Source organism: Microcella sp. (assembly GCF_046293215.1).
Lineage (GTDB): Bacteria > Actinomycetota > Actinomycetes > Actinomycetales > Microbacteriaceae > Microcella.
On record NZ_JBKBPI010000010.1, the window covers coordinates 1 to 26645 of the forward strand.

Genomic DNA, 26645 nt, shown 5'->3' on the forward strand with positions numbered 1-26645 from the left:
CTTCGATGGCGTTAGACACCACTCAGAATGAAGGCCTTCTCCTCAACTACGTGTCACCAACCTGCTGACCGAGTACACCTAGGCGAGCGGCGGCTCGCCCGACAGGATGCCGCGAAGCCAGTCGCGAGCATCCGTGAAGACGTCGTCCGAGTACTGCGGCACAAACTCAACCGGCCGCTTGTCGGCGCGCGGGTAGGAGCCGAGGAAGATCACGTTGGGACTGAAACGACGCAGGCCAAGCAACGCATCGGCCACCCGCTCGTCGTGAATGTGGCCATCGAGATCGATGACGAAGCGATAGCGCCCCAGAGCGTCACCGATCGGACGCGACTCAATCAGGCTCATGTTGACGCCGCGGGTGGCGAACTGCTCGAGCATCTCGAGCAAACGACCGGGCGCATCATCGGGCAGCTCCGCGATGATGCTGGTCTTGTCAGCGCCTGTGCGTTCGGGAAGTCCGAGCGTGCGGCTCACCAGCACGAAGCGGGTTACGGCATTGGGGTTGTCGCCGATGCTCTCGGCGAGCACCGTCAGCTCGTGGTGCTCGGTAATGTTCGGCGGCGCGATCGCCGCGTCGGCGAGGGTCGATTCGAGCAGCCCGGCGGCGGCGGCGACGTTCGAGGCGGAGGGGATGTGTCCGTGGCTCGGCAGCTGCGCCTCCAAGAACCGGCGACACTGCGCGTACGCCACGGGATGCGCGGAGACGGTGCGCACATCGGCGAGCGTTGTACCCGGTCGCGCGACGAGCACGAAGTTGACCGGCACCAGGTACTCACCGACGATGCGCAGCCCCGGCACGGTCGCAAGCGCGTCTTGCGTGGCGCTCACCCCGCCCTCGACGGAGTTCTCGATCGCGATCATGGCGCCAACGCTGCGGCCGCCCACGACGTCGTCGAGCGCTTCGCCGACGTTGGACACGCTGCGCCACGTCGCGCCGGCCGCCTCGGGCACCTGGCGCAGCGCCTCCCAGGTGAACGTGCCGACCGGCCCGAGGTACGAGTACGTCGGCGTCTCGGGCGCGGTGTCGCTCATAGGGCGAGTCTATTGCGGGCGGGATGCGTGACGTTTCTCAGGAGTAGACGGGCGATGGTGCGCCTCCTGCCCGTTGCTTTCGGGGTGAATTCGCCCACACTCCTGAGAAACGTGATGCCCCCGGTGGTTGGATGGGCGCATGACGTCTCGCGCCGGAACCCCCGCCCAGCCGCACGATCTGATCGACGTCGAGGCGCTCGTCGCCGCGTACGCCGACCGCTCCCCCGACATGGACGACCCCGCGCAGCGGGTCGCGTTCGGCACGAGCGGCCACCGCGGGTCGAGCCTCGACGGCGCCTTCACCGACACCCACATCGCCGCGATCACGCAGGCGATCGTGGAGTACCGCGCCCAGGCAGGCACGAGCGGCCCGGTCTTCGTCGGTGCCGACACCCATGCCCTGTCGGCCCCGGCGCAGCGCACGGCACTCGAGGTGCTCGCGGGCAACGGCGTGACCGCGCTCGTCGATGCGCGCGCCGACTACGTTCCGACGCCCGCTCTCAGCCACGCGATCATCCGTCACAACCGCGACACCGGCAGCGCGCAGGCGGATGGAATCGTCATCACGCCGAGCCACAATCCCCCTCGGGATGGCGGCTTCAAGTACAACCCGCCGCACGGCGGCCCGGCCGACTCCGACGCAACGGGCTGGATCGCCGACCGCGCCAACGCGATCATCCGCGGCGGAAACGCCGAGGTTAAGCGCTCGACGGTCGTCGATACGCAGAGCTACGACTACCGCAAGCACTACGTCGACGACCTGCGCCACATCGTGAACCTGGGCGCCGTGCGCGACGCCGGGCTGCGCATCGGTGCTGACCCGCTCGGCGGCGCGTCGGTGGACTACTGGGCGGCGATCGCCGACACGTACGGCATCGACCTGACCGTCGTGAATCCGGCCGTCGATCCGACCTGGGCGTTCATGACGCTCGACTGGGACGAGAAGATCCGCATGGATCCGTCAAGCCAGAGCGCGATGGCGAGCGTGCTCGCCCACCGCGATGACTTCGCCCTCCTGACGGGCAACGACGCCGACGCCGACCGGCACGGCATCGTGACTCCGGATGGCGGGCTGATGAATCCCAACCACTATCTGGCCGTCGCGATCGAATACCTCGCCACGCACCGCCCGCAGTGGCGACCGGACGCCGCGATCGGCAAGACCCTCGTGTCGTCGACCATGATCGACCGCGTCGTCGAAAGCCTCGGCCGACGGCTGTGGGAGGTGCCGGTCGGCTTCAAGTGGTTCGTCCCCGGCCTGATCGACGGCTCGGTGGCCTTCGGCGGCGAGGAGAGCGCGGGCGCGAGTTTCGTGCGCCACGACGGCACGGTGTGGACGACCGACAAGGACGGAATCCTCCTCGCCCTCCTCGCGAGCGAGATCGCGTCGGTGACCGGCAGCAGTCCCTCCGAGCTGTATCGCGCGCAGACCGAGCGCTTCGGCTCACCGGCGTACGAGCGCATCGATGCGGCGGCGACGCCCGAGCAGAAGGCGGCGCTGTCGAAGCTGTCGGGCGATGCCATCACGGCCGACACCCTCGCCGGTGAGGCGATCACCGCGCGTCTGAGCGAGGCGCCCGGCAACGGCGCCGCGATTGGCGGAGTGAAGGTCACGACCGAGAACGCGTGGTTCGCCGCCCGCCCGAGCGGTACCGAGAACGTCTACAAGATCTACGCAGAGTCGTTCCGTGGCGAGTCGCACCTGCGCGAGGTGCAGGCCGCGGCGAAGGCTATCGTCGACGCCGCCCTCGCTGGCTAGCCGTGGCCATCCCGATCGACACGGCGGCCCTCCACGCCGCCTGGGATGCGGTCACCGCCGACGAGCTTCATGCACGTGGGGGCATGAAGTGGTCGGCAAACCCGGGCGCGCTGGGCGCCTGGGTGGCCGAGAGCGATCTGGGCACGGCACCGGCCGTGACCGAGGCGCTGCACGTGGCCGTCGATCAGGCGCAGTTCGGCTACCTGCCGCGGCCCCTCGCCGCCGAGCTGCGCGAGGCAACAGCGGCGTGGATGCGCGAACGGTTCGGGTGGGAGGTGCCGCCCGCGCGCGTCCACCACCTGCCCGACGTGATTCACGGCCTCGAGGTCGCCATCGATCTCTTCACGCCGGAGGGCTCTGCGGTCATCGTGCCGACTCCGGCATATATGCCGTTTCTCACGGTTCCACCTCGACACGGACGCACCGTCATCGAAGTGCCGAACCTCGTGGATGCGCGTGGCCGCTGGTCGCTCGACCTCGCGGCGATCGACGCGGCGCTGACCGCCGGCGCCCGCCTTGTCGTGCTGTGCAACCCGCACAACCCTGGGGGCAGGGTCGTCGAGCGCGACGAGCTCGCAGCCCTGGCCGAGGTGGTCGCGCGCCACGACGGCGCGCGCGTGTTCGCCGACGAAGTGCACGCTCCCCTGCTGCTGGGTGACGCGCCCCACGTGCCGTACGCCACCGTGAGCGAGGCCGCCGCCCAGCAGGCGCTGACCGCCACCTCCGCTTCGAAGGCATTCACGCTGCCCGGTCTCAAGTGCGCACAGCTGATCGTCTCGAACGACGATGACCACCGCGTCGTTGCTGACCAGGGTCCGCTGTTCGGCCACGGCACGAGCACCCTGGGAGCTGTCGCCAACATTGCGGCCTACCGCGAGGGCGGCCCGTGGCTGGACGCGTTCGTCGACTACCTGCGCGGCACGGTTGCGGCGGTCGCAGACCGACTCGCAACGAGCATCCCGAACGCTCGATTCGTCGCGCCGGAGGGCAGCTATATCGGGTGGATCGACCTTCGCGACGTGGTGTTCCCCGGCGGAATCGACCCGCGCGAGACCGATCTTGGGCAGTGGTTCCGCCGCGAGGCCGCCGTCGCCCTGACCGACGGTCGCGCGTGCGGCGAGGCGGGTGCCGGTGGGGTACGGGTCATCCTCGCGACGCCGCGTCCGATCGCACTCGACATTGTCGACCGCATGGCCGACGCGCTCGCTCAGTCGACGTAGTCGGGAGCCGCCGGCAGGTCGAAAAACTCTTCGAGCGTCGCGACGCCCTGGGCCTGCATCTCTGTCGCGAGCTCGACACCGATGTACCGGAAGTGCCAGGGCTCGTAGTCGAAGCCGACGATCGGCTGCGCACCCTCGGGGTAGCGCAGCAGGAAACCGAAGCGGTGGGCGTTCTCGGCGAGCCAGATTCCCGCCGGCAACTCGCCGAAGCAGGCATCGAAGGCGCACTGCCCGCTCGGCACGCCCAGGTCGACGGCGAGCCCGGTCTGGTGCTCACTGTGGCCGGGCCGGGCGCTGAATCGGTCGGTGAACTCGACTCCGTTCGCGGCCACTCCGCTGTCGTAGATGGTGCGCTGAGTCGCGAGACTGCGGTAGGCGCTGAGTGACTGCAGCTCGATGCCCGCCTCACTCTGCGCCGCTGCGAACAGGGCAACGAGTGCCTCTGCCACCTCGGCGCGCACGGTCGCGGGGTTGGTGGCCGCGACGTCGGCCGTCACGAGGTCGGCGGGCGAGTAGTCGATGGGGTTGAGTGGCCGCAACTTGTTCACCACCACCCAGATGCTTGCGGGGTCGTCGATGGACCGCGCAGCGCGGTCGAATTCGGTGTCGTCCCCCGGGTCGCTACTGGGGCTCGCGGTGGGCGCGCTCGACGGCGACGGCGCGGCCGAGGGGATGCTCCCATCGCGATCTTCGGCGCGATCCACGCCGCCTGCACACCCGGCGACGAAAACGGCCACTACCGCGACCAGCGCAGCAGCGCGCGCGGTGCGTTGATACGCCGGAGTGCCCACGGACCGAGCCTAAGCGATGCCGGATCGCCGTCGAGAAACACCGCTCTGACCAGGGGTTTCACATTTTCTGTGGAATGTTGCTTGACAGTGCCACTCCGAGAGGCGTACGGTCGCGGCAAGTGTGAGAGCGCTCTCACGCCTCGCGAATGAGAGCGCTCTCACCCCGAGCCCCGCTCGCGCTCCACCCCGGAGCACCACCACATCCCACGCACAAAGGAGTGACCGTGAAGCTTTCACGCCGCACCACCGCGACGACCGCCGTTGCTGGCGCCGCCGCATTTGCCCTACTCGCCGCAGGTTGCGCCTCCGGCACCGGCAGCAACACGTCGACCGGTGAGCCCGCCTCGCCCGACAACCCGATCACGCTGACCGTCGCCACGTTCAACGACTTCGGCTACGCGGACGAGATGTTCCGCCAGTACGAGGCAGACAACCCCGGCATCACGATCGTGCACAACCGTGCCGCCACCTCGAACGAGGCCCGCGACAACTTCTTCACGAAGCTCGGCGCAGGCTCGGGCCTTGCCGACGTCGAGGCCGTCGAGGTCGACTGGTTCGCCGAGATGATGCAGTACAGCGACCGCCTCGCTGACCTGAGCGACCCGGCCGTCGAGGGCCGCTGGGTCGACTGGAAGACCGCCGCCGCCACCGACGCCGAGGGCCGCCTGGTGGCCTACGGCACCGACATCGGCCCCGAGGCCGTCTGCTACCGCGCCGACCTCTTCGAGGCGGCGGGCCTACCCACCGACCGCGACGAGGTTGCCGCCCTGCTTGAGGGCGACTGGGACCGCTACTTCGAGGTCGGCCAGCAGTACGTCGACGCGACCGGCGACGCCTGGTTCGACTCGGCCGGCGCCACCTACCAGGGCTGGATCAACCAGGTCGAGTTCGCGTACGAGCAGGCCGACGGCACCGTCATCGCCACCGAGAACGCTGAGGTTGAGGCCATCTACACCTCGGTGCTGGAGGCCAGCTCGACCCTCTCGGCCAAGCTCGGCCAGTGGAGCGACGACTGGTTCGCAGGGCTCGCCAACGGCGCTTTCGCCACCATGCTCTGCCCCGGCTGGATGCTCGGTGTGATCTCGGGCAACGCCCCCGACGTTGACGGCTGGGACGTGGCGAACGTCTTCCCCGGTGGCGGCGGCAACTGGGGCGGCTCGTACCTGACCGTTCCCGCCCAGGGCGCCAACATCGAGGAAGCGAAGAAGCTCGCCGCGTGGCTGACCGCGCCCGAGCAGCAGCTCACGGCCTTCGCCAACGCCGGCACCTTCCCGAGCCAGGTCGACGCGTACAGCGACGAGCTGCTCACCGGCGCCACCAACGAGTACTTCAACGACGCTCCCGTCGGCCAGATCCTGATCGACCGCTCGCAGGCGATCACGGTCGCGCCGTTCAAGAGCGTGAAGTACTTCCCCATCAATGACGCCATGCAGCGCGCTCTCACCCGTGTCGACGTCGACCAGACGCACACGGTCGAGCAGTCGTGGCAGCAGTGGGTCGACGAGGTGAACTCGCTCTAGCGAGCCGCCCCGAGCATCCGCTCATACCGGGGTGCTGCGCGCGAACGTGTGCCGCGCGCAGCACCCCACCCCCTTCGTTACCCGCCGCATCCACCCTGGAGCCCTCATGACCACCGCCGTTCGCGATGAGCGCCGCGAGACGAAGCAGGCCGAACGCCAGATTCGTCGCGTCGCGTTCTCGCAAAAGCTCTCGCGCTGGGACGTCAAGGTCTCGCCGTACCTCTACATCTCGCCGTTCTTCATCCTGTTCGCCATCACGGGCCTCTTCCCCCTCGTCTACACCGCGTGGGTGAGCGTCCACGAATGGAACCTCATCGGCGGTCAGGGCGACTTCGTCGGCTTCGACAACTTCGCCTTCGTGCTGAACCAGACACCGTTCTGGATCGCCCTGCGCAACACCTTCTCGATCTTCGTCATCTCGGCCGTGCCGCAGGTGGCCTTCGCCCTCGTGGTCGCCGCCGTGCTCGACCAGAACCTGCGCGCCAAGACGTTCTGGCGCATGGGTGTGCTGCTGCCCTTCGTCGTCGCCCCCGTCGCCGTGACGCTGATCTTCAGCAACATGTTCGGCGACCAGTACGGCCTCATCAACACGCTGCTCGGCAACGTCGGCATCGACCCCATCGGCTGGCACAGCGACGTGCTGGCGAGCCACATCGCGATCGCGACCATGGTGAACTTCCGCTGGACCGGCTACACCGCGCTGATCCTGCTCGCGGCGATGCAGGCGATTCCGCGCGACTACTACGAGGCCGCCGCCATCGACGGGGCGGGCCCTGTGCGCCGCTTCTTCTCGATCACGATTCCGCAGCTGCGCCCGACCCTGATCTTCGTCGTCGTCACCTCGACCATCGGTGGTCTGCAGATCTTCGACGAGCCGCGCCTCTACGACCAGTTCGGCCAGGGCGGCGCCAACAGCCAGTGGATGACCATCACGCTCTACCTCTACAACCTCGGCTGGGGCCAGCTGAACTTCGGCCGTGCCGCCGCGGTCGCCTGGCTGCTCTTCCTCATCATCGTGATCGTCGGTCTCATCAACCTGGCGATCACCCGCACCATCGCCAGCTCGTCGAGCATCACCGCCGCCCAGAAGCGCGCGGTGAAGCGAGCATCCCGTTCGGGGGCCCCCGCATGAGCGCGCCTGTCCTTCCCGTCGCCCCCGCCCCCGAGGCGGCGGCAGACACGATCACCCAGGATGCTCGCCCCGGCTCGCCATGGAACGCGCGCCTGAAAGAGGCGAACCGTCGCCGCCGGCGTGCCCAGGTCACGGGGCAGCGCCCGGGCTGGTTCAGCTACACGTTCCTGATCGTGGTGCTGCTGGCCTCGATGTTCCCGCTCTACTGGTCGTTCCTCATCGGCTCGGGCGACGCGTCGACGATCACCCGCCGCGAGATCGTGTGGTGGCCGGGCGGCAACTTCCTGTCGAACGCCGCCGCGGTGCTGAACGACCCGAGCGTCAACTTCTGGCGCGCGATCCGCAACTCGATCATCGTGTCGACCGTCGTCGCCGCGAGCGTGGTCTGGTTTTCGACGCTCGCCGGCTTCGCGTTCGCCAAGCTGCGCTTTCGCGGCAAGAACGGCCTGCTGATCTTCGTCATCGCCACGATGGCCGTGCCGACGCAGCTCGGCGTCGTGCCGCTGTTCATCGCGATGAGCGAGCTGCGCCTCGCCGGCACGCTCGGTGCCGTCATCCTGCCCGCCATCGTCAGTGCGTTCGGAGTGTTCTGGATGACGCAGTACCTGTCACAGGCGCTGCCCTACGAGCTCATCGAGGCCGCCCGCGTTGACGGCGCCAGCATGATCCGCACCTTCTGGTCGGTGGCGCTTCCCGCAGCCCGACCCGCCGCCGCCATGCTCGGCCTGTTCATCTTCATCGCCACGTGGACGAACTTCTTCTGGCCGTTCATCGTGCTCGACCGTCAAGACCCGACGCTGCCCGTGGCCCTGTCACTGCTGCAGAGCAACTGGTTCGTCGACTACTCGATCGTCATGGCCGGCGTGCTGCTGTCCACGACTCCGCTACTGATTCTGTTCGCCGTCGCCGGCCGCCACCTGGTCAGCGGCATCATGCAGGGAGCTGTCAAGGGATGACCCTCATCACCCCCGCGCCACACGGCGCGACCTCAACCATGCGCGCATTCCCGGCCGGCTTCCGGTTCGGGGTCGCCACCGCCGCCTACCAGATTGAGGGAGCCAGCGACCGCGACGGTCGACGCGACGCGATCTGGGATGCGTTCGCGCGCATCCCCGGGGCCGTCGTCGGCGGCGACGACGGGTCGCGCGCCTGCGAGCACTACGACCGCTACCGCGAGGACGTCGCGCTCATGAAGGAACTCGGCGTCGACACCTACCGCTTCTCGACGTCGTGGGCGCGGGTGCAGCCCGATGGACAGTCGACGAACGCGGCGGGCCTCGACTTCTACTCGCGCCTCGTCGACGAGCTGCTCGGCGCCGGCATCACCCCGTGGCTGACGCTGTACCACTGGGACCTGCCGCAGGCGCTCGAAGAGCGGGGCGGCTGGCCGGCGCGCGACACCGCGCTGCGCTTCGTCGACTATGCGCTCGCGGTGCATGACGTGCTCGGCGACCGCATCGAGCACTGGACGACGCTCAACGAACCGTGGTGCTCGGCATTCCTCGGCTACCTGTCGGGCGAGCACGCCCCCGGCCGGCAGGACCCGCAGGCGGCGCTCGATGCCGCCCACCACCTGTTGCTTGGCCATGGTCTGACCATTCAGGCCCTGCGCGAGCGGGATGCGTTGCTGAAGCTCGGGGTGACGCTCAACATGACCGTGCCTGATCCGGTCGACCCGAGCCACCCGGGAGACGTCGACGCAGCCCGCCGCATCGACGCGCAGCACAACCGCCTGTTCATCGACCCGATCGTGCGGGGCTCCTATCCGAGCGACCTGCTCGACGACCTCGCCGTGGCCGGGCTGTCGCTGCCGGTGCAGGACGGCGATCTTCGGGCCATCAGTGCGCCCATCGACGCGCTGGGCATCAACTACTACCACGGCGGTGCGCTCAGCGATCGGCCCGATCCGAGCGCGGGGCTGTCGACAGCGGCACCGTCGGAGCGGCCGAAGCTCTCCCCCTTCCCCGTCGCCGACGGCGTCTACTGGCACTCGCGCCAGCTGCCGACGACGGCCATGGGCTGGGAGGTACAGCCGGAAGGACTCACGCGTCTGCTCGTGCGCGTGCACGAGGAGTACACGCGCGATGCGGGCATCGACCTCTACGTCACCGAGAACGGCGCGGCCTACACCGACGTGGTCTCACCCGACGGCAGCGTCGACGACCCCGAGCGCGCGGCGTTCCTCGAGCAGCACCTCACCGCGGTGCTCGACGCTATCGACGCCGGTGCGCCCGTGCACGGTTACTTCTACTGGTCGCTCATGGACAACTACGAGTGGGCGTGGGGCTACGACAAGCGCTTCGGGCTCGTCCGGGTCGACTACGACACACAGGTGCGCACCGTGAAGACGAGCGGTCGCCGGTATCAGCGAGTGATCGCGGACCGCGCGATCGCGCTCGGCTGAGCCGCGCATCCCGCACCGTAAACTGCGCTCATGACCTCCGCCCCCACGACACCGCGCGTTGCGCCGACCCTCGAGATGGTGGCGGCCGAGGCCGGCGTCTCGCGGGCGACGGTGTCGCGCGTCGTGAACGGCTCGCCCAAGGTGAGCCCCGAGGTCATCGAAAGCGTGCAGGCCGCGATCGCCCGGCTCGGGTACACCCCGAACCGGGCGGCCCGGTCGCTCGCCAACCGGCGCTCGATGGTGATCGCGCTCGTCGTGCCCGAAGACACGTCGCGCCTGTTCGGTGACCCGTACTTCGCGGCGATCGTGAAGGGCATCACCGACGAGCTCGACGCGTCGGACTACGTGCTGAACCTGCACCTTGCGCGCTCTGAGGCGGCCCAGAAGACACTCGCATACCTGACCGGCGGCAACGTCGACGGAGCCCTCGTCGTCTCGCACCACGTGGGTGACGATTTCCTGTCGACCCTCGGGCGCCACCTGCCGGTCGTGTTCGGTGGTCGCCCCATCGACCCCAACGCCGCCGACAGCGTCTTCGTCGACATCGACAACGTGGCGGCCGCCGCAGACGGCACGCGCTATCTCATTGATGCGGGATGCACGCGGATCGCCTCGATCACCGGCCCACTCGACATGCCCGCCGGCATCGACCGTCTGGCCGGATTCCAGCAGGCGATGGCCGCTGCCGGGCTCGACGCCTCGCTCGTCGAGGACGGCGACTTCACCATGACCGGTGGGGCCCGGGCCGCCCGGGCACTCCTCGACCGCGGCGAGCGCTTCGACGGGCTGTTTGTCGCGAGCGACCTGATGGCCGTGGGCGCCGTCACGGCGCTGCGCGAGCGTGGGCTGCGGATTCCTGCCGACGTGCGCGTGATGGGCTTTGATGACAGCCCAGCCGCCCTGACCAGCGAGGTCGAGTTGACGACCGTTCGGCAGCCGTCAGAGGAACAGGGTCGCCTGCTCGCCCGCACCCTGCTGCACATTCTGCGGGGAGACGAGCCCGCGCGGCGCATCATTATGCCGACCGATATCGTTGTGCGCGCGTCGGCCTAGGAGGATGATGGCGCCATGAGCGCTATCTCCACCCCCACACCGTCTCCCGTCGTTCTCGAGCGTGGATTCGTGCTCGCCTCCGCGATCACCGCCATCGTCATGGGTGTCATCGCCCTGTTCTGGCCGGGCGTCACCCTGCTCACCGTGGCACTGCTGTTCGGCGCGTACCTCATCGTCGCGGGCGTGTTCCGCCTTGTACTGGCGATCACCTCGACCGCGCTTGGCACGGGTGCCCGCTGGTTCATCGGCATCTTGGGCGTTCTCGTCCTGGTCGCGGGTGTCATCGCGCTCGCGAACCCCGCCGAGTCGCTCGTCGTGCTCGCCCTCGTCATCGGTATCGGATGGATCGTCGATGGCATCGCCTCGGTCGTCGCCGGGTTCACCGGACGTACGGCGCTGCCCCGCTGGCTCGCCGTCGTCACGGGCGTCGTCTCCGTGATCGGTGGCATCGTGATCTTCACCCTGCCGGGCCTGGCCATCGCCACGTTCGTGCTCATCGGTGGATGGATCCTCATCGCCATCGGCGTGGCGACGCTGTTCTCGCTGCCGCCGAAGTCAGCCGCCTAGCTCAGCCGGGTAGGGTGCCCGGCATGAGCCTCACCGTGACCCACGAGCCCGATGCCTCCCGCTACTCCGTGCACCGCGGCGACGAATTGCAGGGCTGGATCGACTACGACGTCGCCGGCGGCACCCTGCGCTTGTTGCACGCCGAAGTGCCCCCGCTCATGCGCAACAAGGGCGTGGGCGGCGAGGTCGTGCAGGCGATCCTCGACGAGGTGCGCGACTCACGCGCCGAACCGGTGCAGCCGGTGTGCGGATTCGTACGTATGTGGATGCGCCGGCATCCCGAATACGACGAGGTGACCCGGCGGTAGGAAGCGCGGCTAGTCGCGCAGCGGGAGGATGACCGGCCGCGAACCCGGCGTGGGGTGGTACACCCGCACACCCAGGCCGTAGGCGCGGCCGACGCGCTCGGCGGTCAGCACCTCGTTCGGGGTGCCGATTGCGGCAAGGGTTCCGCCGGTGAGCATGCCGATGCGGTCGGCGTAGGCGGCCGCGAGCGACAGGTCGTGCAGCACCACGACGACGGCGCGCCCCGCGCGGGCGAGAGCCAGGGATGCGCGCATCACGTCTTCCTGGTGGCGCAAGTCGAGTGCGGCGGTCGGCTCATCGAGGAACACGATCTCGGTGCGTTGGGCGAGCACGCGCGCGAGAGACACCCGTGCGCGTTCGCCCCCCGACAGCGCCGTGAAGCGGCGCTCGACCAGGTGAGCGACGTCGGCGGTGCGGATCGCCTCAGCGATGGCCTGCTCGTCGTCATCGAACTGCGGGGTGCGCACCCAGGGGTTGCGCCCCATGGCCACGATCTCGCTCACGAGGAAAGGGAAGCTGACCTCGTTCGCCTGGTTCAGCACAGCACGACGCCGCGCCAGCTCGAGTGTGCGGTAGTCGCCGAGACGCTTGCCGTCGAGCACCACGGTGCCGTGGTCGTAGTCGAGTTCGCCGCTGAGTGCCCCGAGCAGGGTCGACTTGCCGGCGCCGTTGGGGCCGACGAGCGCCAGCACTTCGCCGGTGCGCACCTCGAGGTTGACGTCGCGCAAGATCTGCCGGCCGTCACGCGTCACCCCGACGCCGCGCGCCTCGAGCACGACGCGACTCTCGGCCGGGTGGGCAGGAATCGACCCGGTGACGGGCGTTCCGGGCAAGTCGCTCATCACGCCCACCCCCCGCTGCGCCTGCGCTGCCGGTAGAGCAAGTAGAAGAAGAACGGCCCGCCGACCAGCGAGGTGAGCATGCCGATCGGCAGCTCTGCCCCGGCGATCAGGGTTCGCGTCATGAGGTCAGCGATGACGAGCAGGGCACCGCCGCCGACCGCGCTGGCGAGAATCAGACCTCGGTGAGCGGGCCCGATGATCATGCGGATGATGTGCGGCACGACGAGCCCCACGAAGGCGATGATGCCGGTGAAGGCGACGGCGGCGCCGGTGAGCAGGGCGACGAGCACGATCGCGATGATGCGCAGTCGCTCGACGTTCACCCCCAGCTGTCGGGCGTTGCGCTCGCCGAGCGCGAGTAGGTCGAGTCGGCGGGCGAGGAAGAGCGCGGCGAGCGTACCGAACAGCGCGACGACGGCGACGATCAGTACCTGGTTCCACATCGACCCGGCGATCGAGCCGAGCTGCCAGAACACGATCTGCTCGCGGCTGGCCGAGTCGGCGATGAACAGCACGAAGGCGATGCCAGCCTGGGCGAAGGCGTTGATCGCGATACCGGTCAACAGCAGGGTGACGACCTCGGTGCGCCCCCCTGCCCGCGCGACCGCGTAGACGAGCAGCGTGGCAACCAGCCCGCCGAGGAAGGCGAAGACTGCGACGCCCGGGCCACCGAGCACGCTGGCGCCGATCGTGATGGCAATGGATGCGCCGAGTGCGGCCCCCGAAGACACCCCGACAACGCCCGGCTCGGCGAGCGGGTTGCCGAAGATGGCCTGCATGACGGCGCCCGCGACGGCGAGCGCAGCCCCCACCATGAGGCCCATGACGATGCGCGGGAAGCGCACGACCCACAGGGTGGACTCGACGATCGGGTCGGTGGGCGCCCAGGCGGTGTCGATGCCGATGGCGCGCAGCAGGGAGCCGAGCACCTCGGTCGGGGCGACGGCTAGCTGCCCGGTGACGGCGCTCGCGATGATGCCCCCGACCAGGAGGCCGGCGAGCAGCAGGACGAGCGCGGTCGCGCGCAGGCGCGACCTCACGGAACCCGGTGCACCCAGTCGTGCGTGCCGAACTTCTCGGCCACGAGCTGCTCGACGCGGGCGCTTTCCTCCGCGGTGATGGCGCCCTCGGTCAGCCCGTACAGCCGGTCGAAGGTGTCGACGAGCGAGTCGATGATCGCGTCGCGGGTCATGCCGGTCTGCGACTTCAGAGGGTCGACGCGCTTGTTGGCGCTCGCGATGCCCTTGTCGCTCAGCTTTTCGCGCCCGATGCGCAGCACCTGGGTCATGCGGTCGCCGTCCATGTCGTAGGCCATGGTCGTGTGGTGCAGCACGGCTCCGGCGCCGAGCCGCTTCTGGGCGGCGCCGCCGATCTTGCCGGCGGGGCTCGCGATGTCGTTGAGCGGCACGTAACTCGCGTCGATGCCGAGGTCGTGCAGGGCGGTCAGCACCCAGCTGTCAAGAAAGGCGTACGACTCCGCGAAGCTCATTCCCTTCACGAGGTCGACGGGAGCGTAGAGCGAGTAGGTGATCGCCGACTGCGGCTCGATGAACATGGCGCCGCCGCCCGAGACGCGGCGCACGACCTCGAAGCCGTAGGCGGCAGCGTTGTCGAGGTCGACCTCGTTCTTCACGCTCTGGAACGATCCGATGACGACGGCCGGGCTCGCCCACTCCCAGATGCGCAGGGTCGGCCCGCGCCGCCCGGCCCCCACCTCCTCGGTGAGCACCTGGTCGGTCGCCATCTGCTGCACGGGCTGCAGCGCCGGCCCGCGCACGAGCTGCCAGTCGTGGTCGGCGAAGGTAGTGGCGCTGTTCACGGCGCGTCGGATCGTCGTCGCCACGGCCTCGGGGCTGAACCCGAGCAGCTGCGCCCCGGTCGGCACCGCGGCGGCGAGCTCCCGCGTGAGGGCGACGGCGTCGCTGTCGGCGCGCATCCCGGTGACGGCGCGTTCCATCTCGTGAACGGTCTCGTCGGGTTCGACGAAGAAATCACCCGCGATCCGGATGCTCGCGATCGCGTCGTTCTCGACCGTCAGGTCGACGACGACCAGCTTTCCGCCGGGAACCTTGTATTCGCCGTGCAGGGGGCTCTCACCGCTCATGCGGGCAAGCCTACTGAGCGGTGGCTACGGGAAGGCCGGGAGCGGCCGCGTACTGCGACCACGAGCCGGGGTACAAGCGCCCGGCGGGAAGGCCCGCGTACTCGAGCGCGATCAGCGTGTGGCAGGCGGTGACGCCCGAGCCGCAGTAGGCGATGACTTCGCGCCCGGTCGCGCCGGCCGCCGCGAAGCGCTCGCGCAGCACCTCCGGCGCGAGGTGCAGGCCGTCGGGGCCGACGTGGTCGCGCGTGGGCAGGTTCACCGCACCGGGAATGTGGCCGGCGCGGGCGTCGACGGGCTCCTCGTCGCCGCGGTACCGCTCGGGCGCGCGGGCGTCGACCAGCAGAGGCCCCTCATCGGCGGATGCTCGGCTCACCTCGTCGAGGTCGGCCAGCCGCTCGGCGGGCCATGCGCGGGTCGACAGCGACCGCGGCCGTGCCTCCACCGGGCCGGTCTCGAGCGCAGCCTCCCCATTCGTGGCGACCCACGCATCCAGGCCGCCGTCGAGAAGGGCGGCATCGTGACCGACGGCCCGGAGCATCCAGACCAGGCGTGCGGCGATGACGCCGCCGGCGTCGTCGTACGCAACCACCGCGTCACCGTCGCCGATGCCGAGCGCTCCGAGCCCCATCGCGAAGACCGCCGGGTCGGGCAGCGGGTGCCGGCCGTCGGCCGCCGTCGCGGGGGAGGCGAGCCACGCGTCGAGGTCGACAAACACGGCGCCGGGGATGTGGCCGGCCTCGTGCGCCTCGCGCCCCGACCGCCCGTCGAGGTACCAGCGCACGTCGGCGACCACGACCTCGTCGCGGTGCTCGGCGAACCAGGCGGGAGAAACGATCGGCGGCAACATGCACTCAGGCTAGGGTGCGGCCATGGACGCCGTCATCACTCAGCTCGCTGGACTCACCGCCGCGCTCAACGCCGCCGCCGCAGAGTCACCGCGGGGTGTCGCGGTTCAATGGCTGACATCGCCGAACGATCGACTGCGAATCGCGGGAATCGGTCTCACCGCGGGATCAGAGCTTGCGGAACACGACAATCCGGGAGACGCCGTTCTCCAGGTGCTGAGCGGTGCTGTCACCGTGTTTGCGAGCGGCGACGAAGTTGATGTTCTCGCTGACGAAATCCTGGAGCTCCCGCACGCTCGGCACCGAGTAGTCGCGCTCGGCCCGAGCACGCTGCTGTTGATACAGGTCGTGCGCGACTCAGTCGCCTGAGGTCGCCGTCGCGTCAGCCGCGTCAGACCCTCCCGCGACGCTCGGCGTTGTCTCGCCGAGCAGGCGCTCGTCGAGCCAGGCCATGAGGTCGTCCCGCACCTCCTGCTGGTTCGTCTCGTTGAAGATCTCGTGGCGCGCACCCGGGTAGACGATCAGCTGCACGTCGCTGAGACCCCCGCGACCGACGTAGTCGTTGGCGAGCTTCGCCGCGCTCTCTTCGCCGCCGAGCGGGTCGTCGTCGCCCACCATGATGAGCAGCGGCACGTCGCGGTCGAGCTTCTTCGGGCGGCCATACAGCCGCAGCGCGTCGAACAGGCCGAACAGCTTCAGCACCTTCGCGTCGGTCGTGAGCTCGTCGGCGACGAACGCGGCGGCGACCTCGGGGTCGCGGCTCAGCCACTCGGCCCCGGTGTCGCCGAGGTGCGCGTGGCGAGCGTTCAACTCGCCCGAGTTCATGCCCCACGGCGTGCGGTGGGCGGTGCCCGTGAGCACGACGGCGTCCCACGGCTGGCGGCCCGCGTTCAGCAGGTTCTGCGCCATGAGCGAGCCCCACGAGTGGGCGACGAGCGCGAGCGGCATTCCGGCACGCTCTCGACGGATGATCGTGGCCAGGTCTCGCAGGTTTTGCTGCGTCGCGCGCAGCCCGCCCACGCCCAGCTTGCCGATCTTCGTCAGGTCGCCCGACCACTGCTCGACGCCGGTGGCCCCGTGGCCGCGGTGATCGTCGGCGTAGACGGCGTAGCCCCGGTTCACCAGGTCTTGCGCGAGCGCTTCATAGCGCAGCGCGTGCTCGCCGACACCGTGTGCAATCTGGACGACGCCGCGGGGCTTCCCGGGCGACCAGACGTAGAAGTGCACGGTCACGCCGTGGTCGTCGACGAACGTGCGGTGATCGCGCTCGGCGATGAATTTCACCATCGATGGCCTCCTTGGGGCCAGCGTACGCGCATCCATTCGTTACCCAGGTTAATGACCTAGGGTAATGAGTTGCCATGACGACCTCCGCAACCGACCCCGACGAAGAACTGCGCGTACTCATTCAGAAACTCGCGCGGCGCATCCGCAACGAGCGCGGAGGCGAAGGCATCACCGACAGCCAGCTCGGCGTGCTCTGGCTCTTGACGAGCGAAGGGCGCTCGACGCCCGGGCAGCTCGCCGACCGCGAGCGGGTGAGCGCTCCGGCCATGAACCGCACCATCAACGCGCTCGAGTCCGCCGGGCTCGTCGCCCGCACGCCGAGCGACGAGGACGCACGGTGCGTGTGGGTGGCGCTCACCGACGAGGGTGAGCAGGTTGTCGCCGAGACGCGGCGCCTGCGCACCCAATGGTTCCACGACCGGCTCGACGAGTTGAGCGACGACGAGCGCGCCGCCCTGGAGGCCGCCCGACCGGTGCTGCGGAAGCTGGCCGACAGTTGAACGCGATGTTCCGCTCGCTCGCGGGCGTGAACTACCGCATCTGGTTCGCGGGCGCGCTGATCTCGAACATCGGCGCCTGGATGCAGCGCACCGCCCAAGACTGGTACGTGCTGACCGAGCTCACCGACAACGACGCGGTCGCGGTCGGCATCACGATGGCGCTGCAGTTCGGGCCGGCCCTGCTGATCGGGCCGTACGCGGGGATCCTCGCCGACCGCATTCCGGGGCGTCGCCTCCTGGCCGCCACCCAGATCACGCTCGCCCTGCTCGCCCTCGGGCTCGGCGCGATCATCGTCGCGGGCGTCGCCGAACTGTGGATGGTCTACCTCTTCGCTCTCGGGCTCGGCATCACGACCGCGATCGACGCGCCCGCCCGGCAGACGTTCGTCGGCGAACTGGTCGGCACGAAAGACCTGCCGAACGCCGTCGCACTGAACTCGGCCTCGTTCAACACCGCGCGCCTCATCGGCCCCGCCGTCGCGGGCCTGCTGACGGTCGTCATCGGCGCCGGTTGGGTCATCGTCATCAACGCCGTCACCTTCCTCGCAATGCTTCTCGCCCTGTATCTGCTGCGCGAGAGCGAACTGCATCCCATGACAAAGGAGGCGAAGTCCCGCGGTCAGTTCCGCGCCGGCCTCGCCTACGTCCGCCGCCGCGGCGACCTCATGGCCATCTTCGCGATGGTCTTCTTGATGGGCACCTTCGGCTTCAACTTCGCCATCTTCACCGCGACGATGGCGAGCGTCGAGTTCGGCCGCGGGGCCGGCGAGTTCGGCCTCATGTCGTCGATCGTCGCCGTCGGCTCGGTCATCGGAGCGCTCGGCTCGGCGCGCCGCGACCGTCCCCGTTTGCGCGTCATCGTCGGCTCGGCGCTCGGGTTCTCGGCGACCATGGTGGTCGCCGCCCTCATGCCGACCTTCCCACTGTTCCTACTCGCCCTCGCCCCCATCGGCTTCTTCGCCCTCACGATGATCACCTCGGCGAACGCGTACGTGCAGACCACGACCCGGCCCGCGATCCGCGGACGCGTCATGTCGCTCTACCTCATGATCTTCATGGGCGGCACCCCGCTCGGCGGGCCGCTGCTCGGCCTCATCGCCAACGAGCTCGGCCCGCGCTGGGCGATCGCCGTCGGCGCGCTCGCCGGCATCGCGGCGGCGACCGTCACCGTCATCTGGATGCGCGCCACACGCAATCTGCGCATCCGCCGGTCGGGTGGGCGGCAGCGCTGGTACCGGCCGAAGTGGCACGTGCGCTACGACGGCGACGGCCTCGACCGCGAGACCGCGACGCGCGAGATCGCGATCGTCGAGGCCGGGTCGCGGCGCATCTAGCGGCGCACGCTCTTCAGCAACGTCTCGTCGGCATCGCGAACGTCGACTGCGGCGGACTCCACGCGGTGCGCGACCGCATCGCGAATCTCCGGCAACCCGCCGAGCGTCAATTGCGGCGGAAGTCGACGCGGCACAGCCCCCGACGGGCGCTGCACGAGGCGGAGTGCGTTCAGAGCTCGATCCATCGTGGCGAGCGTGTACGGCAGCCCGTGCGGCACCCCCTCATCGTGTAACAACAGGCTTTCGATATCGGCAAGGCTGGGATCACCCGAGCCCCGCGCGCGGAACGTCTCGAGAGCGCCGCAGGCCCTCAGCAGCGACGCCGCGTCAGCCGCGTCAGCCACCGACGGCACGCGCTCCGCGAGTGTGCGCACCGTCATGAGCGCCCGCGTGCTCGCGCGGCCGAGTGTGAACAGGTAGTAGGCGTCGTCTCGGGGCGCCGACGCCTCCACGATCCCGGTGATGAGCGACGCCCGCTCACGCGTCCACGACAAGAACTCGTGCAGGCGGGCGGAGGCCACTTTGCGCGGCATGCGGGCGCGCGTTGCGTCGAGCGCCTCGCGAACGTCAGCTCCGAGCATCCCCCGGGCCCGCCGCGCGTGCTCGCGGGCACCCGCGAAAGCCGAGGCGATCGAGTCGGGTCGCGCGCGGTCCACGACGGCGGCGGCGAGCGCCGTGGCGTCGCTGTCGTCTGCGCGGGCGCGGTCGGCGTCCACGATGAGCGCGCAGGCATCGGCGCGTTCCACGAGAGCGCCGACGGTGTACACGCTCTCGGCGACCCGAGTCGGCATCTGACCCCCTCCCGTACACGGGCGAGGGTAGAGGGGTCGTGTTGCGGCGGTGTTACCGCCCGGTGACAGCGCGCGCCGCGTACTGCTCGCGGATCACCGGCTGCGGGTCGGCGGGCAGCTCGGCCCACGTGTCGATCGGCCACGCGGGGCGCGCGCCGGTGAGCGCCCAGGCGGCCTGCACGGCGGCGCCGCGGGCCACGTACTCGCCCGGCTCGGGGATCACGACGGGCAGGCCGAACACCTGGGCGGCGACGGCGCCCACCGCGCGGCTGCGCGCGGCGCCCCCCACCAGGCGGATGCTCGCGGCCGGCACCCCGAGGCGCGTCACCGCGTCGAGGCCGTCGGCCAGCCCACACAGCATGCCCTCGACGGCGGCACGGGCGAGGTTCTCGCGGGTGGTGCTCGCGAGCGTCAGGCCGAAGAGGCTCGCGGTCGCGTCGGGCAGGTTGGGAGTGCGCTCGCCCTCGAAGTAGGGCTGCAACACGACACCGCCCGCGCCCGGCTCAGCCGCGAGGGCCAGCTCGGCGAGCTCGTCGTGGTCGACGCCGAGGAGGCGGGCGACGGCCTCCAGCACGCGGGCCGCGTTGAGCGTTGCGACGAGGGGGAGGAACGCCCCGGAGGCATCGGCGAAGCCCGCAACCGCACCGCTCGGGTCGGCGACCGGCTCGGGACTGACCGCGAAGACGGTGCCGCTGGTACCGATCGAGACGACGACGTCGCCCTCACGGGCATCCAAACCGAGGGCCGCGGCGGCGTTGTCGCCGGCGCCGGCTGCGACGCGGGTGCCGGGGCGAGGCGCCCAGTTCTCAGGAAAACTGGCGTCGACGGGCACGGATTCTGCGGGAGCCAGCACGCGCGGCAGCACAATTCCTGAGAAGTGGTACGCCTCGGTCGACGTCGCGTCTTCGACGGGAGGCGCACCGTCTGCAGGCAGTGCCCCGTCGGCGGGCAGCACGGCGGCGCGACCCGGCTGCGCGACGCGGGCGGGACGCCCGAGCGCCCGCTCGAACAGCTCGAAGTCGTACTCGCCGGTCGCGCCCGAGAAGTAGGCGGTGCCGCTCGCATCGGAGCGGTCGGTGACGAACTCGTCGAGCACGGGGCCGAGCGGGCTCTCGCCCTCCGGCCCGTAACCGCGCAGGCGCCACGTGAGCCAGTCATGCGGCAGCGCAACCGCGGCGACGCGGGCAGCATTGTCGGGCTCGGCATCGCGCAGCCAGCGCAACTTCGTCGCTGTGAACGAGGCGACCGGCACGACGCCGGTGCGGCGCGCGTACTCCTCCGCGCCGACCTCGGCGATCAACTCGGCCGCGGCCGCCGCGGATCGCGTGTCGTTCCAGAGCAGGGCGTCGCGGATGACGCGACCCTCAGCATCCAGCGCAACCATGCCGTGCTGCTGGCCGCCGATGGCGATCGCGTCGACGTCGGCGAGCCCGCCGGCGGCGTCGATTGCCTCGGCGAGCGCCCGCCACCACGCCTCAGGCGGCACCGAGGTGCCGTCGGGGTGCGCGGCGCGGCCCTCCCGCACGAGGCGCCCCGTGTCGGCGTCGACGATCAGTACTTTGCAGCTCTGGGTCGACGAGTCGACTCCGGCGACGAGGGTCATGCGCTCCTCCGATGGGCGGGGGGTGGTCCGGCGGGCCGGGCGTGCGCGGCTGAACGGTACTGCGCGCACCCGGCCCGTCGGGGTCGTGAGGCTCGGTTCTAGCGGGCACCCATGAGGTGCTCGGTGGCGAGCTGCTGCAGGCGCACGAAGCCGAAGCCCTTGCCATTGAAGTAGGCACTCGGGTCGAACTCTTCGTACGCCGAGGTGTCGGCGAGCAGAGCGTCGATCGACTCACCCTCGCCGAGGGTCGGCTGCGACAGCTCGGCGACGCGGGCGGCGGCGAGCGCCTCCTGCACCTCGGGGTCGGCGCGGAAGGCGGCGGCGCGCTCCTTCAGGAGGAGGTACGTGCGCATGTTGGCCTTGGCCGACTCCCACACGCCAGTCTCGTCTTCGGTGCGCGACGGCTTGTAGTCGAAGTGGCGGGGGCCGTCGTAGGCCGAGCCGCCGTTGGGCCCGCCGTTTTCGAGCAGATCAACGAGCGAGAACGCGTTGTGCAGGTCGCCGTGGCCGAACACGAGGTCTTGGTCGTACTTGATGCCGCGCTGGCCGTTCAGGTCGATGTGGAACAGCTTGCCCGCCTCGAGCGCCTGCGCGATGCCGGCCGTGAAGTTGAGGCCGGCCATCTGCTCGTGCCCGACCTCGGGGTTGAGGCCGACGAGCTCGGGGTGCTCGAGCGTTTCGATGAACGCCATCGCGTGGCCAACGGTCGGCAGCAGGATGTCTCCGCGCGGCTCGTTCGGCTTCGGCTCGATGGCGAAGCGAATGCCGTAGCCCTTGTCGGTGACGTACTGGGTCAGGATGTTGACGGCTTCGCGGTAGCGCTCGATGGCGGCGCCGACGTTCTTCGCGGCGTCGTATTCGGCACCCTCGCGACCACCCCACATGACGAAGGTGTGCGCGCCCAGCTCGGCGGCCAGGTCGAGGTTGCGCAGCACCTTGCGCAGCGCGAAGCGCCGCACGGCGCGGTCGTTGGAGGTGAATCCGCCGTCTTTGAAGACGGGCGCGCTGAACAGGTTCGTGGTGATCATCGGCACCTGGATACCCGTGGCCGCTTTCGCGTCGATCAGGCGGTCGATCTGCTTCCGCCGGTCGGCGTCGGACGAGCCGAAGGCGAACAGGTCGTCGTCGTGCAGCGTGAGGCCGTACGCGCCAAGCTCGGCGAGCTTCTCGACGACGTGCACGACGTCGAGCGCGGCACGAGTGGGACCACCGAAGGGGTCGGCTCCGTTGTAGCCGACGGTCCAGAGGCCGAAGGTGAACTTGTCTGCGGGGGTGGGCGTCGGGGCCATGGTGGCGTTGTCCTCCAGTGCGCGGGCGCGTCGCTGCGACACCGCGGGATGTATTTGTTGGTTGACACAACGTATCACGCGCGAGACGATTACCGCCAGACTGGAACGCATGACCCCGAGGAAGCCGACCCCCATGGATGCTGGAGCGCTGCGCCGCCGCAATCTGTCGGCCGTGCTCGACCTCGTGCACCGCCACGGAGGGGTCACCCGCGCCGACCTCACTCGGGCCCTCGGGCTCAACCGGTCGACGATCGGCGACCTCGTCGCGGTTCTCGTCGAGCACGGATGGGTTGACGAACGCGACGATGCCCCGCGCTCAGGCGTCGGGCGCCCCAGCCCCCGCGTGGCCCCCAGCGAGTCCCGCGTCGTCGCGGCCGTCAACCCCGAGCTCGACGTCGTCGACGTGGCGCTCGTCTCGCTGGGCGGGCAGATCGTCGCCCGCCGCCGCGTCGACCTCGACCACGTGCCGACCGTCGCCGAGACCGTCGCCCTGACGACGCAGACCGTGCGCGAGCTCGCCGCCGAGAACCCGGGCGTGCAGGTGCTCGCCGCCGGCGTCGCCGTGCCCGGGCTCGTGCGCGGCCGCGACGGGCACGTGCGCCTCGCCCCGCACCTCGGCTGGCGCGAAGAACCGCTCGCCGCCCCGCTCTCCGCCGCCCTCGGGATGCCCGTCGCCGCCTCCAACGACGCCCACCTCGGCTGCCGCGCCGAGCAGACGTTCGGCGCCGGGGTCGGCACCGGCACGATGCTGTACCTCAACGGCGGCCCGTCCGGCATCGGTGGCGGCCTCGTCGTCGACGGCCGACCCATGGACGGCACGGCCGGCTACGCCGGGGAACTCGGACACCTCGGCCTCGACCCCGAGGGCCCCGCGTGCGCCTGCGGTGCGCGCGGCTGCCTCGAAGCGCTCGCGCCTCGCGACGCGCTCGTGCAGGCGGTCGGCCTCGAGCATCCCGATGACGACGCCCTCGAGGCGGCGCTCGTCGCGGCCGTCGCCGAGCAGGCTGGCGGTGACGCGGCCCGCGCCGAGGTCGCGCGACAACTGCGCTGGCTCGGCTTCGCGTTGCGCGGCGCGATCAACCTCCTGAATCCCGAGCGGATCGTGCTCGGCGGGCACCTCGCCGCGCTGTGGCGCTGTTCCGACGAGGCTCAGCGCGCATCCCTGATCGCGGATGCACTGCCCGCGTCGGCGGCGGAGGTCACGATCGAGCCCGCCGCGCTCGGTTCGCAGCGCCTGCTCATCGGCGCCGCCGAATTGGCCTGGGACGGGCTCCTCGCCGACCCGATTGAGGCGGTGCAGGGCGCCGCCGTCGTGCCGGCGTAACTTTCGAGAGTAGGCTTCGAAACATGTCGACCGCAGCCCCCTCTGCCGGCCCACGGGTCACGCTCTCCGCCGTGGCAGCCGAGGCCGGGGTGTCGCTTGCGACCATCTCGAAAGTCCTGAACGGGCGGCCCGATGTGTCGCCGTCGACCCGCGCGCGCGTGGAGACACTGCTCGCCGAGCACGGCTACCAGCGCCGCACGGGGGCGGCCACCGCGAAGGCCGAACTGATCGAGCTGGTCTTTCACGAACTGGACCGCATCTGGTCGATGGAACTCATCGATGGCGTCGAATCGGTCGCCAAAGATCAGGGGCTCAGCGTCGTGCTCACGGTCACGGGCGACCGCCACTCCCCCGGCAGCGAGTGGCTAGAAGGCGTGCTTCGCCGCCGCCCGGCCGGCGTCGTGCTCGTGTTCAGCGACCTTCCCCCCGAACTCCGCGAGCGCCTGCGCTCGCGCGCGATCCCGTTTGTGATCGTTGACCCCGCCGGTGACCCATCGCCCGATGTTCCCTCGGTGGGCTCGGCGAACTGGTCGGGCGGACTCGCCGCCACCCGCCACCTCATCGAACTCGGCCACACCCGCATCGCCGCGATCACCGGCCCGGCCGACATGATGTGCTCACTTGCCCGCCTCGACGGGTATCGCTCAGCGATGAACTCGGCAGGGCTCGAGATCGAGAACGAGTGGGTGCGCTTCGGCAACTTCCACGTGGAGGGGGGTCGAGCACAGGCCATCGCGCTGCTCGATCGACCCGATCGGCCCACAGCTATCTTCGCCGGAAGCGACCTGCAGGCTCTCGGGGCACTCGAAGCGGCTCGAGCACTCGGGCTCTCGGTGCCCGGCGACGTGTCGATCGTCGGCTACGACGACATTCCGCTCAGCCGCTGGGTCAGCCCGCGGCTCACGACCGTCCACCAGCCGCTGCGCCAGATGGGCGTCGAGGCGGCGAAGCTCGTGCTCGCTGCAGCACGCGGCGAGGATGCTCCTGGCACCCCCCGCATGGACCTCGCGACGAGCCTCGTCGTGCGCGATTCGACAGCCCCTCCCGCGCGCTGAGCGCAGCCACTAGGGTGGCGCGATGGCCCGCGACGCGCACGATTGGCTCATCAAGGTCGACCCGTCGATGGAATGGCAGGTGCTGCGCGACCTCGACGACGAGCCCAAAGAGCGGTACCTGATCGCGCGGGCGCGCATCCCCCACTCCGGCTGGGGCGAGGCGCTGCTCGCGCGCCAGCGACCCGACGGCTCGTGGGCGGCCGATGAGCCGAGCGGCTGGGCCGACTCTCCCGACGGGTCGGCCACGTACGCGCTCGCGATCCTGCGCCTTTTTCAGATCGATCCGGCTGACTCCGTGGTGCGCGAGGCAGTCGATCGCGTGCACGAGAACGTCACGTATATCTATCAGGACCGCACGCCCTACTTCGGCGGCGAAACCGAGGTCTGCGTGAACGGCATGGTGCTCGCGAATGCCGGCTATTTCCGCGTCGACGACGAGGGGCCGGCGCGCATCGCCGACCGATTGCTCGGGCAGCAGCTGGCAGATGGCGGCTGGAACTGTGACGCCCCCGGCAGTCGGCGCGGCTCGTTCCACTCGACGCTGTGCGTCCTCGAGGGCCTGCTGGAGTGGAATCGATGGCGACCCGATCCGCGCCTGCGTGAGGCCCTGGAGACCGGCATCAGCTATCTCATGGATCGCGGGGTCATGCACCGGCTGTCCACTGGCGAGGTCGCTGATCCGGCGTTCCTGCAGCCCGCGTCCCCACCCGGGTGGCACTACGACATCGTGCGCGCACTCGACTTCCTTCGTGACGCTGGTGTCGACGCCGACGAGCGCCTCGACGCCGCGCTCGACCACCTCGAGTCGCTGCGTACGCCGGAGGGTCGTTGGGCGCAGGGCGCGCTGCATCCCGGTCTCGACGGCGAGCGCGAGCGCGAGCACTGGGCGACCCTCGCGCCCGGCGTCGGCGAGGCCGTCGGCGACGACAGCCCGGTGATCACCCTCCGGGCGTTGCGCATCCTGCGGTGGGCGGGTCGGGGCGTCGCCGGGCACTGAGCCGTCCCCGTGCCCCGCGGGCACGCCGCCCCTAGGCTGACGCCATGTCGGAGACCATCGACCCCGCCCCGTGGGCCACGGCCCGCGACGCCAACCTCGCGAACTGGGAAGAACGCGTCGCCCTGCACGAGGTCGGCTACGGCCTGGACGCGTTCGACGACCCCACGCACCTGAGCGACGTCGTACGCGCCGACCTGCCAGCTCTGACCGCGCATCTGCCGGGCGGCACGGTGAGCGGCCTCGACCTCTGCCACCTGCAATGCCACATCGGCACCGACACCCTGTCGTTCGCGCGCCTCGGCGCCCGGGTCACCGGCGTCGACTTCTCCCCCGCCGCTCTCGAATCGGCGAAGCGCCTCGCCGCACGGCTCGGCCTGGAGGCGACGTGGGTCGAGGCTGATGTGCAGGCCGCGCGCGCCGCGGTGACGGGCGACTTCGACGTCGTGTACACGAGCATCGGCACCATCACGTGGTTCCCCGACCTCGCCACGTGGGCGCGTCAGATCTCCGCCCTACTGCGCCCCGGCGGGGTCTTCTACATCCGCGACGGGCACCCGATGCTCTACGCGCTCGACGATGAGGCCGACGCCCCCGTCGTGCGCTACCCCTACTTCGGCGGGGGCGACCCCATCGTGTTCGACGAAGACACCACCTACGTCGGCGAGGGCACGGTCAAGAACTCGCGCACCTACCAGTGGATCCACCCGATCTCGTCGGTGATGACCGCCCTCCTCGACGCGGGGTTACGCATCACCGCCGTCGACGAGGGCCGCATCCTCCCGTGGCAGTTCGCCGCGCGAATGATCGAGGTGCCCGGCGGCTGGGTGTGGCCGGAGGCGGAGCGCGACCTGATCCCGTGCACGGTGACGATTGTTGCGCGCCGCGACTGA

Annotated in this window: 26 protein-coding genes; 16 read left to right on the plus strand and 10 right to left on the minus strand. The window is 70.1% G+C overall.

Annotated features, from left to right (window positions below; genetic code table 11):
* Window positions 1-78: 78 nt before the first annotated feature.
* Window positions 79-1032: a prephenate dehydratase gene (gene pheA / locus ACK4SC_RS09550; protein WP_409617409.1), complete on the minus strand. Its 954-nt coding sequence runs from the start codon at window positions 1030-1032 to the stop codon at window positions 79-81.
* A 139-nt stretch (window positions 1033-1171) separates the two neighbouring features.
* Between pheA and pgm the strand changes: the two genes are divergently transcribed.
* Together pgm and ACK4SC_RS09560 are read left to right on the plus strand one after the other, a co-directional pair.
* A complete protein-coding gene (gene pgm, locus ACK4SC_RS09555; protein WP_409617411.1) occupies window positions 1172-2791 on the plus strand; it encodes a phosphoglucomutase (alpha-D-glucose-1,6-bisphosphate-dependent) in 1620 nt (539 codons plus the stop codon).
* Between the two features lie 2 nt (window positions 2792-2793).
* The gene (locus ACK4SC_RS09560; protein WP_409617413.1) at window positions 2794-4011 is read left to right on the plus strand and encodes a MalY/PatB family protein; all 1218 of its coding nucleotides are present in this window, start codon (window positions 2794-2796) and stop codon (window positions 4009-4011) included.
* Here ACK4SC_RS09560 and ACK4SC_RS09565 read toward each other — a convergent pair.
* A complete protein-coding gene (locus tag ACK4SC_RS09565; protein ID WP_409617415.1) occupies window positions 3999-4802 on the minus strand; it encodes a D-alanyl-D-alanine carboxypeptidase family protein in 804 nt (267 codons plus the stop codon). The two genes, ACK4SC_RS09560 and ACK4SC_RS09565, sit on opposite strands and share 13 nt — an antisense overlap.
* 224 nt (window positions 4803-5026) lie before the next feature.
* On the opposite strand from ACK4SC_RS09565, the gene ACK4SC_RS09570 reads away from it, so the two are divergent.
* The 7 genes from ACK4SC_RS09570 to ACK4SC_RS09600 all read left to right on the plus strand — a co-directional run bounded on the left by ACK4SC_RS09570 (window position 5027) and on the right by ACK4SC_RS09600 (window position 11786).
* A complete protein-coding gene (locus ACK4SC_RS09570; protein ID WP_409617417.1) occupies window positions 5027-6322 on the plus strand; it encodes an ABC transporter substrate-binding protein in 1296 nt (431 codons plus the stop codon).
* 106 nt (window positions 6323-6428) lie between these two features.
* Entirely contained in the window at window positions 6429-7454 is a 1026-nt protein-coding gene (locus tag ACK4SC_RS09575; RefSeq protein WP_409617419.1) for a carbohydrate ABC transporter permease, read from the plus strand.
* Complete coding sequence (locus ACK4SC_RS09580; protein ID WP_409617421.1) at window positions 7451-8410, plus strand: carbohydrate ABC transporter permease; 960 nt, start codon at window positions 7451-7453, stop codon at window positions 8408-8410. The genes ACK4SC_RS09575 and ACK4SC_RS09580 overlap by 4 nt, the downstream gene beginning before the upstream one ends.
* Window positions 8407-9858 carry a GH1 family beta-glucosidase gene (locus tag ACK4SC_RS09585; protein WP_409617423.1) on the plus strand — a complete coding sequence of 484 codons (1452 nt, stop codon included), beginning with the start codon at window positions 8407-8409 and terminating at the stop codon, window positions 9856-9858. The genes ACK4SC_RS09580 and ACK4SC_RS09585 overlap by 4 nt, the downstream gene beginning before the upstream one ends.
* A gap of 30 nt (window positions 9859-9888) precedes the next feature.
* The gene (locus tag ACK4SC_RS09590) at window positions 9889-10911 is read left to right on the plus strand and encodes a LacI family DNA-binding transcriptional regulator (RefSeq protein WP_409617425.1); all 1023 of its coding nucleotides are present in this window, start codon (window positions 9889-9891) and stop codon (window positions 10909-10911) included.
* A 15-nt stretch (window positions 10912-10926) separates the two neighbouring features.
* Window positions 10927-11478: an HdeD family acid-resistance protein gene (locus tag ACK4SC_RS09595; protein WP_409617427.1), complete on the plus strand. Its 552-nt coding sequence runs from the start codon at window positions 10927-10929 to the stop codon at window positions 11476-11478.
* A gap of 23 nt (window positions 11479-11501) precedes the next feature.
* Window positions 11502-11786: a GNAT family N-acetyltransferase gene (locus ACK4SC_RS09600; RefSeq protein WP_409617429.1), complete on the plus strand. Its 285-nt coding sequence runs from the start codon at window positions 11502-11504 to the stop codon at window positions 11784-11786.
* 9 nt (window positions 11787-11795) lie between these two features.
* Here ACK4SC_RS09600 and ACK4SC_RS09605 read toward each other — a convergent pair whose 3' ends face one another.
* From ACK4SC_RS09605 to ACK4SC_RS09620, 4 genes are read right to left on the minus strand one after another with little or no spacing between them, the layout of a single operon-like run.
* Complete coding sequence (locus ACK4SC_RS09605) at window positions 11796-12626, minus strand: heme ABC transporter ATP-binding protein (protein WP_409617431.1); 831 nt, start codon at window positions 12624-12626, stop codon at window positions 11796-11798.
* A complete protein-coding gene (locus tag ACK4SC_RS09610; RefSeq protein WP_409617618.1) occupies window positions 12626-13684 on the minus strand; it encodes a FecCD family ABC transporter permease in 1059 nt (352 codons plus the stop codon). The genes ACK4SC_RS09605 and ACK4SC_RS09610 overlap by 1 nt, the downstream gene beginning before the upstream one ends.
* Window positions 13663-14712 carry a lipoyl protein ligase domain-containing protein gene (locus tag ACK4SC_RS09615; RefSeq protein WP_409617620.1) on the minus strand — a complete coding sequence of 350 codons (1050 nt, stop codon included), beginning with the start codon at window positions 14710-14712 and terminating at the stop codon, window positions 13663-13665. Before ACK4SC_RS09615 ends, ACK4SC_RS09610 begins: the two co-directional genes overlap by 22 nt.
* Window positions 14713-14740: 28 nt before the next feature.
* The gene (locus tag ACK4SC_RS09620; protein WP_409617433.1) at window positions 14741-15577 is read right to left on the minus strand and encodes a sulfurtransferase; all 837 of its coding nucleotides are present in this window, start codon (window positions 15575-15577) and stop codon (window positions 14741-14743) included.
* A 22-nt stretch (window positions 15578-15599) separates the two neighbouring features.
* Here ACK4SC_RS09620 and ACK4SC_RS09625 point away from each other — a divergent pair, with 22 nt between their 5' ends.
* Window positions 15600-15944, plus strand: coding sequence for a cupin (locus ACK4SC_RS09625; protein ID WP_409617435.1), 345 nt, complete (start codon window positions 15600-15602; stop codon window positions 15942-15944).
* Here the strand turns inward: ACK4SC_RS09625 and ACK4SC_RS09630 are convergent.
* Window positions 15933-16862, minus strand: coding sequence for an alpha/beta fold hydrolase (locus tag ACK4SC_RS09630; RefSeq protein WP_409617437.1), 930 nt, complete (start codon window positions 16860-16862; stop codon window positions 15933-15935). The genes ACK4SC_RS09625 and ACK4SC_RS09630 overlap by 12 nt on opposite strands.
* A gap of 74 nt (window positions 16863-16936) precedes the next feature.
* Here ACK4SC_RS09630 and ACK4SC_RS09635 point away from each other — a divergent pair, with 74 nt between their 5' ends.
* Window positions 16937-17362, plus strand: coding sequence for a MarR family winged helix-turn-helix transcriptional regulator (locus tag ACK4SC_RS09635; protein ID WP_409617439.1), 426 nt, complete (start codon window positions 16937-16939; stop codon window positions 17360-17362).
* A 5-nt stretch (window positions 17363-17367) separates the two neighbouring features.
* Window positions 17368-18696, plus strand: coding sequence for an MFS transporter (locus tag ACK4SC_RS09640; protein WP_409617441.1), 1329 nt, complete (start codon window positions 17368-17370; stop codon window positions 18694-18696).
* Here ACK4SC_RS09640 and ACK4SC_RS09645 read toward each other — a convergent pair.
* The 3 genes from ACK4SC_RS09645 to xylA form a co-directional block, all read right to left on the minus strand.
* A complete protein-coding gene (locus ACK4SC_RS09645) occupies window positions 18693-19487 on the minus strand; it encodes an alpha-E domain-containing protein (RefSeq protein WP_409617443.1) in 795 nt (264 codons plus the stop codon). The two genes, ACK4SC_RS09640 and ACK4SC_RS09645, sit on opposite strands and share 4 nt — an antisense overlap.
* Window positions 19488-19539: 52 nt before the next feature.
* Window positions 19540-21090 carry a xylulokinase gene (locus ACK4SC_RS09650; protein WP_409617445.1) on the minus strand — a complete coding sequence of 517 codons (1551 nt, stop codon included), beginning with the start codon at window positions 21088-21090 and terminating at the stop codon, window positions 19540-19542.
* A 98-nt stretch (window positions 21091-21188) separates the two neighbouring features.
* Window positions 21189-22379: a xylose isomerase gene (gene xylA, locus ACK4SC_RS09655; RefSeq protein ID WP_409617621.1), complete on the minus strand. Its 1191-nt coding sequence runs from the start codon at window positions 22377-22379 to the stop codon at window positions 21189-21191.
* Between the two features lie 109 nt (window positions 22380-22488).
* On the opposite strand from xylA, the gene ACK4SC_RS09660 reads away from it, so the two are divergent.
* The 4 genes from ACK4SC_RS09660 to ACK4SC_RS09675 are packed head-to-tail and all read left to right on the plus strand — an operon-like array spanning window position 22489 to window position 26645.
* Window positions 22489-23703 carry an ROK family protein gene (locus ACK4SC_RS09660; RefSeq protein WP_409617447.1) on the plus strand — a complete coding sequence of 405 codons (1215 nt, stop codon included), beginning with the start codon at window positions 22489-22491 and terminating at the stop codon, window positions 23701-23703.
* Window positions 23704-23726: 23 nt separating this feature from the next.
* Window positions 23727-24758: a LacI family DNA-binding transcriptional regulator gene (locus ACK4SC_RS09665; protein WP_409617449.1), complete on the plus strand. Its 1032-nt coding sequence runs from the start codon at window positions 23727-23729 to the stop codon at window positions 24756-24758.
* A gap of 22 nt (window positions 24759-24780) precedes the next feature.
* On the plus strand, window positions 24781-25755 hold the full coding sequence (locus ACK4SC_RS09670) for a hypothetical protein (protein WP_409617451.1): 975 nt from the start codon (window positions 24781-24783) through the stop codon (window positions 25753-25755).
* 44 nt (window positions 25756-25799) lie between these two features.
* Window positions 25800-26645: a class I SAM-dependent methyltransferase gene (locus ACK4SC_RS09675; protein ID WP_409617453.1), complete on the plus strand. Its 846-nt coding sequence runs from the start codon at window positions 25800-25802 to the stop codon at window positions 26643-26645.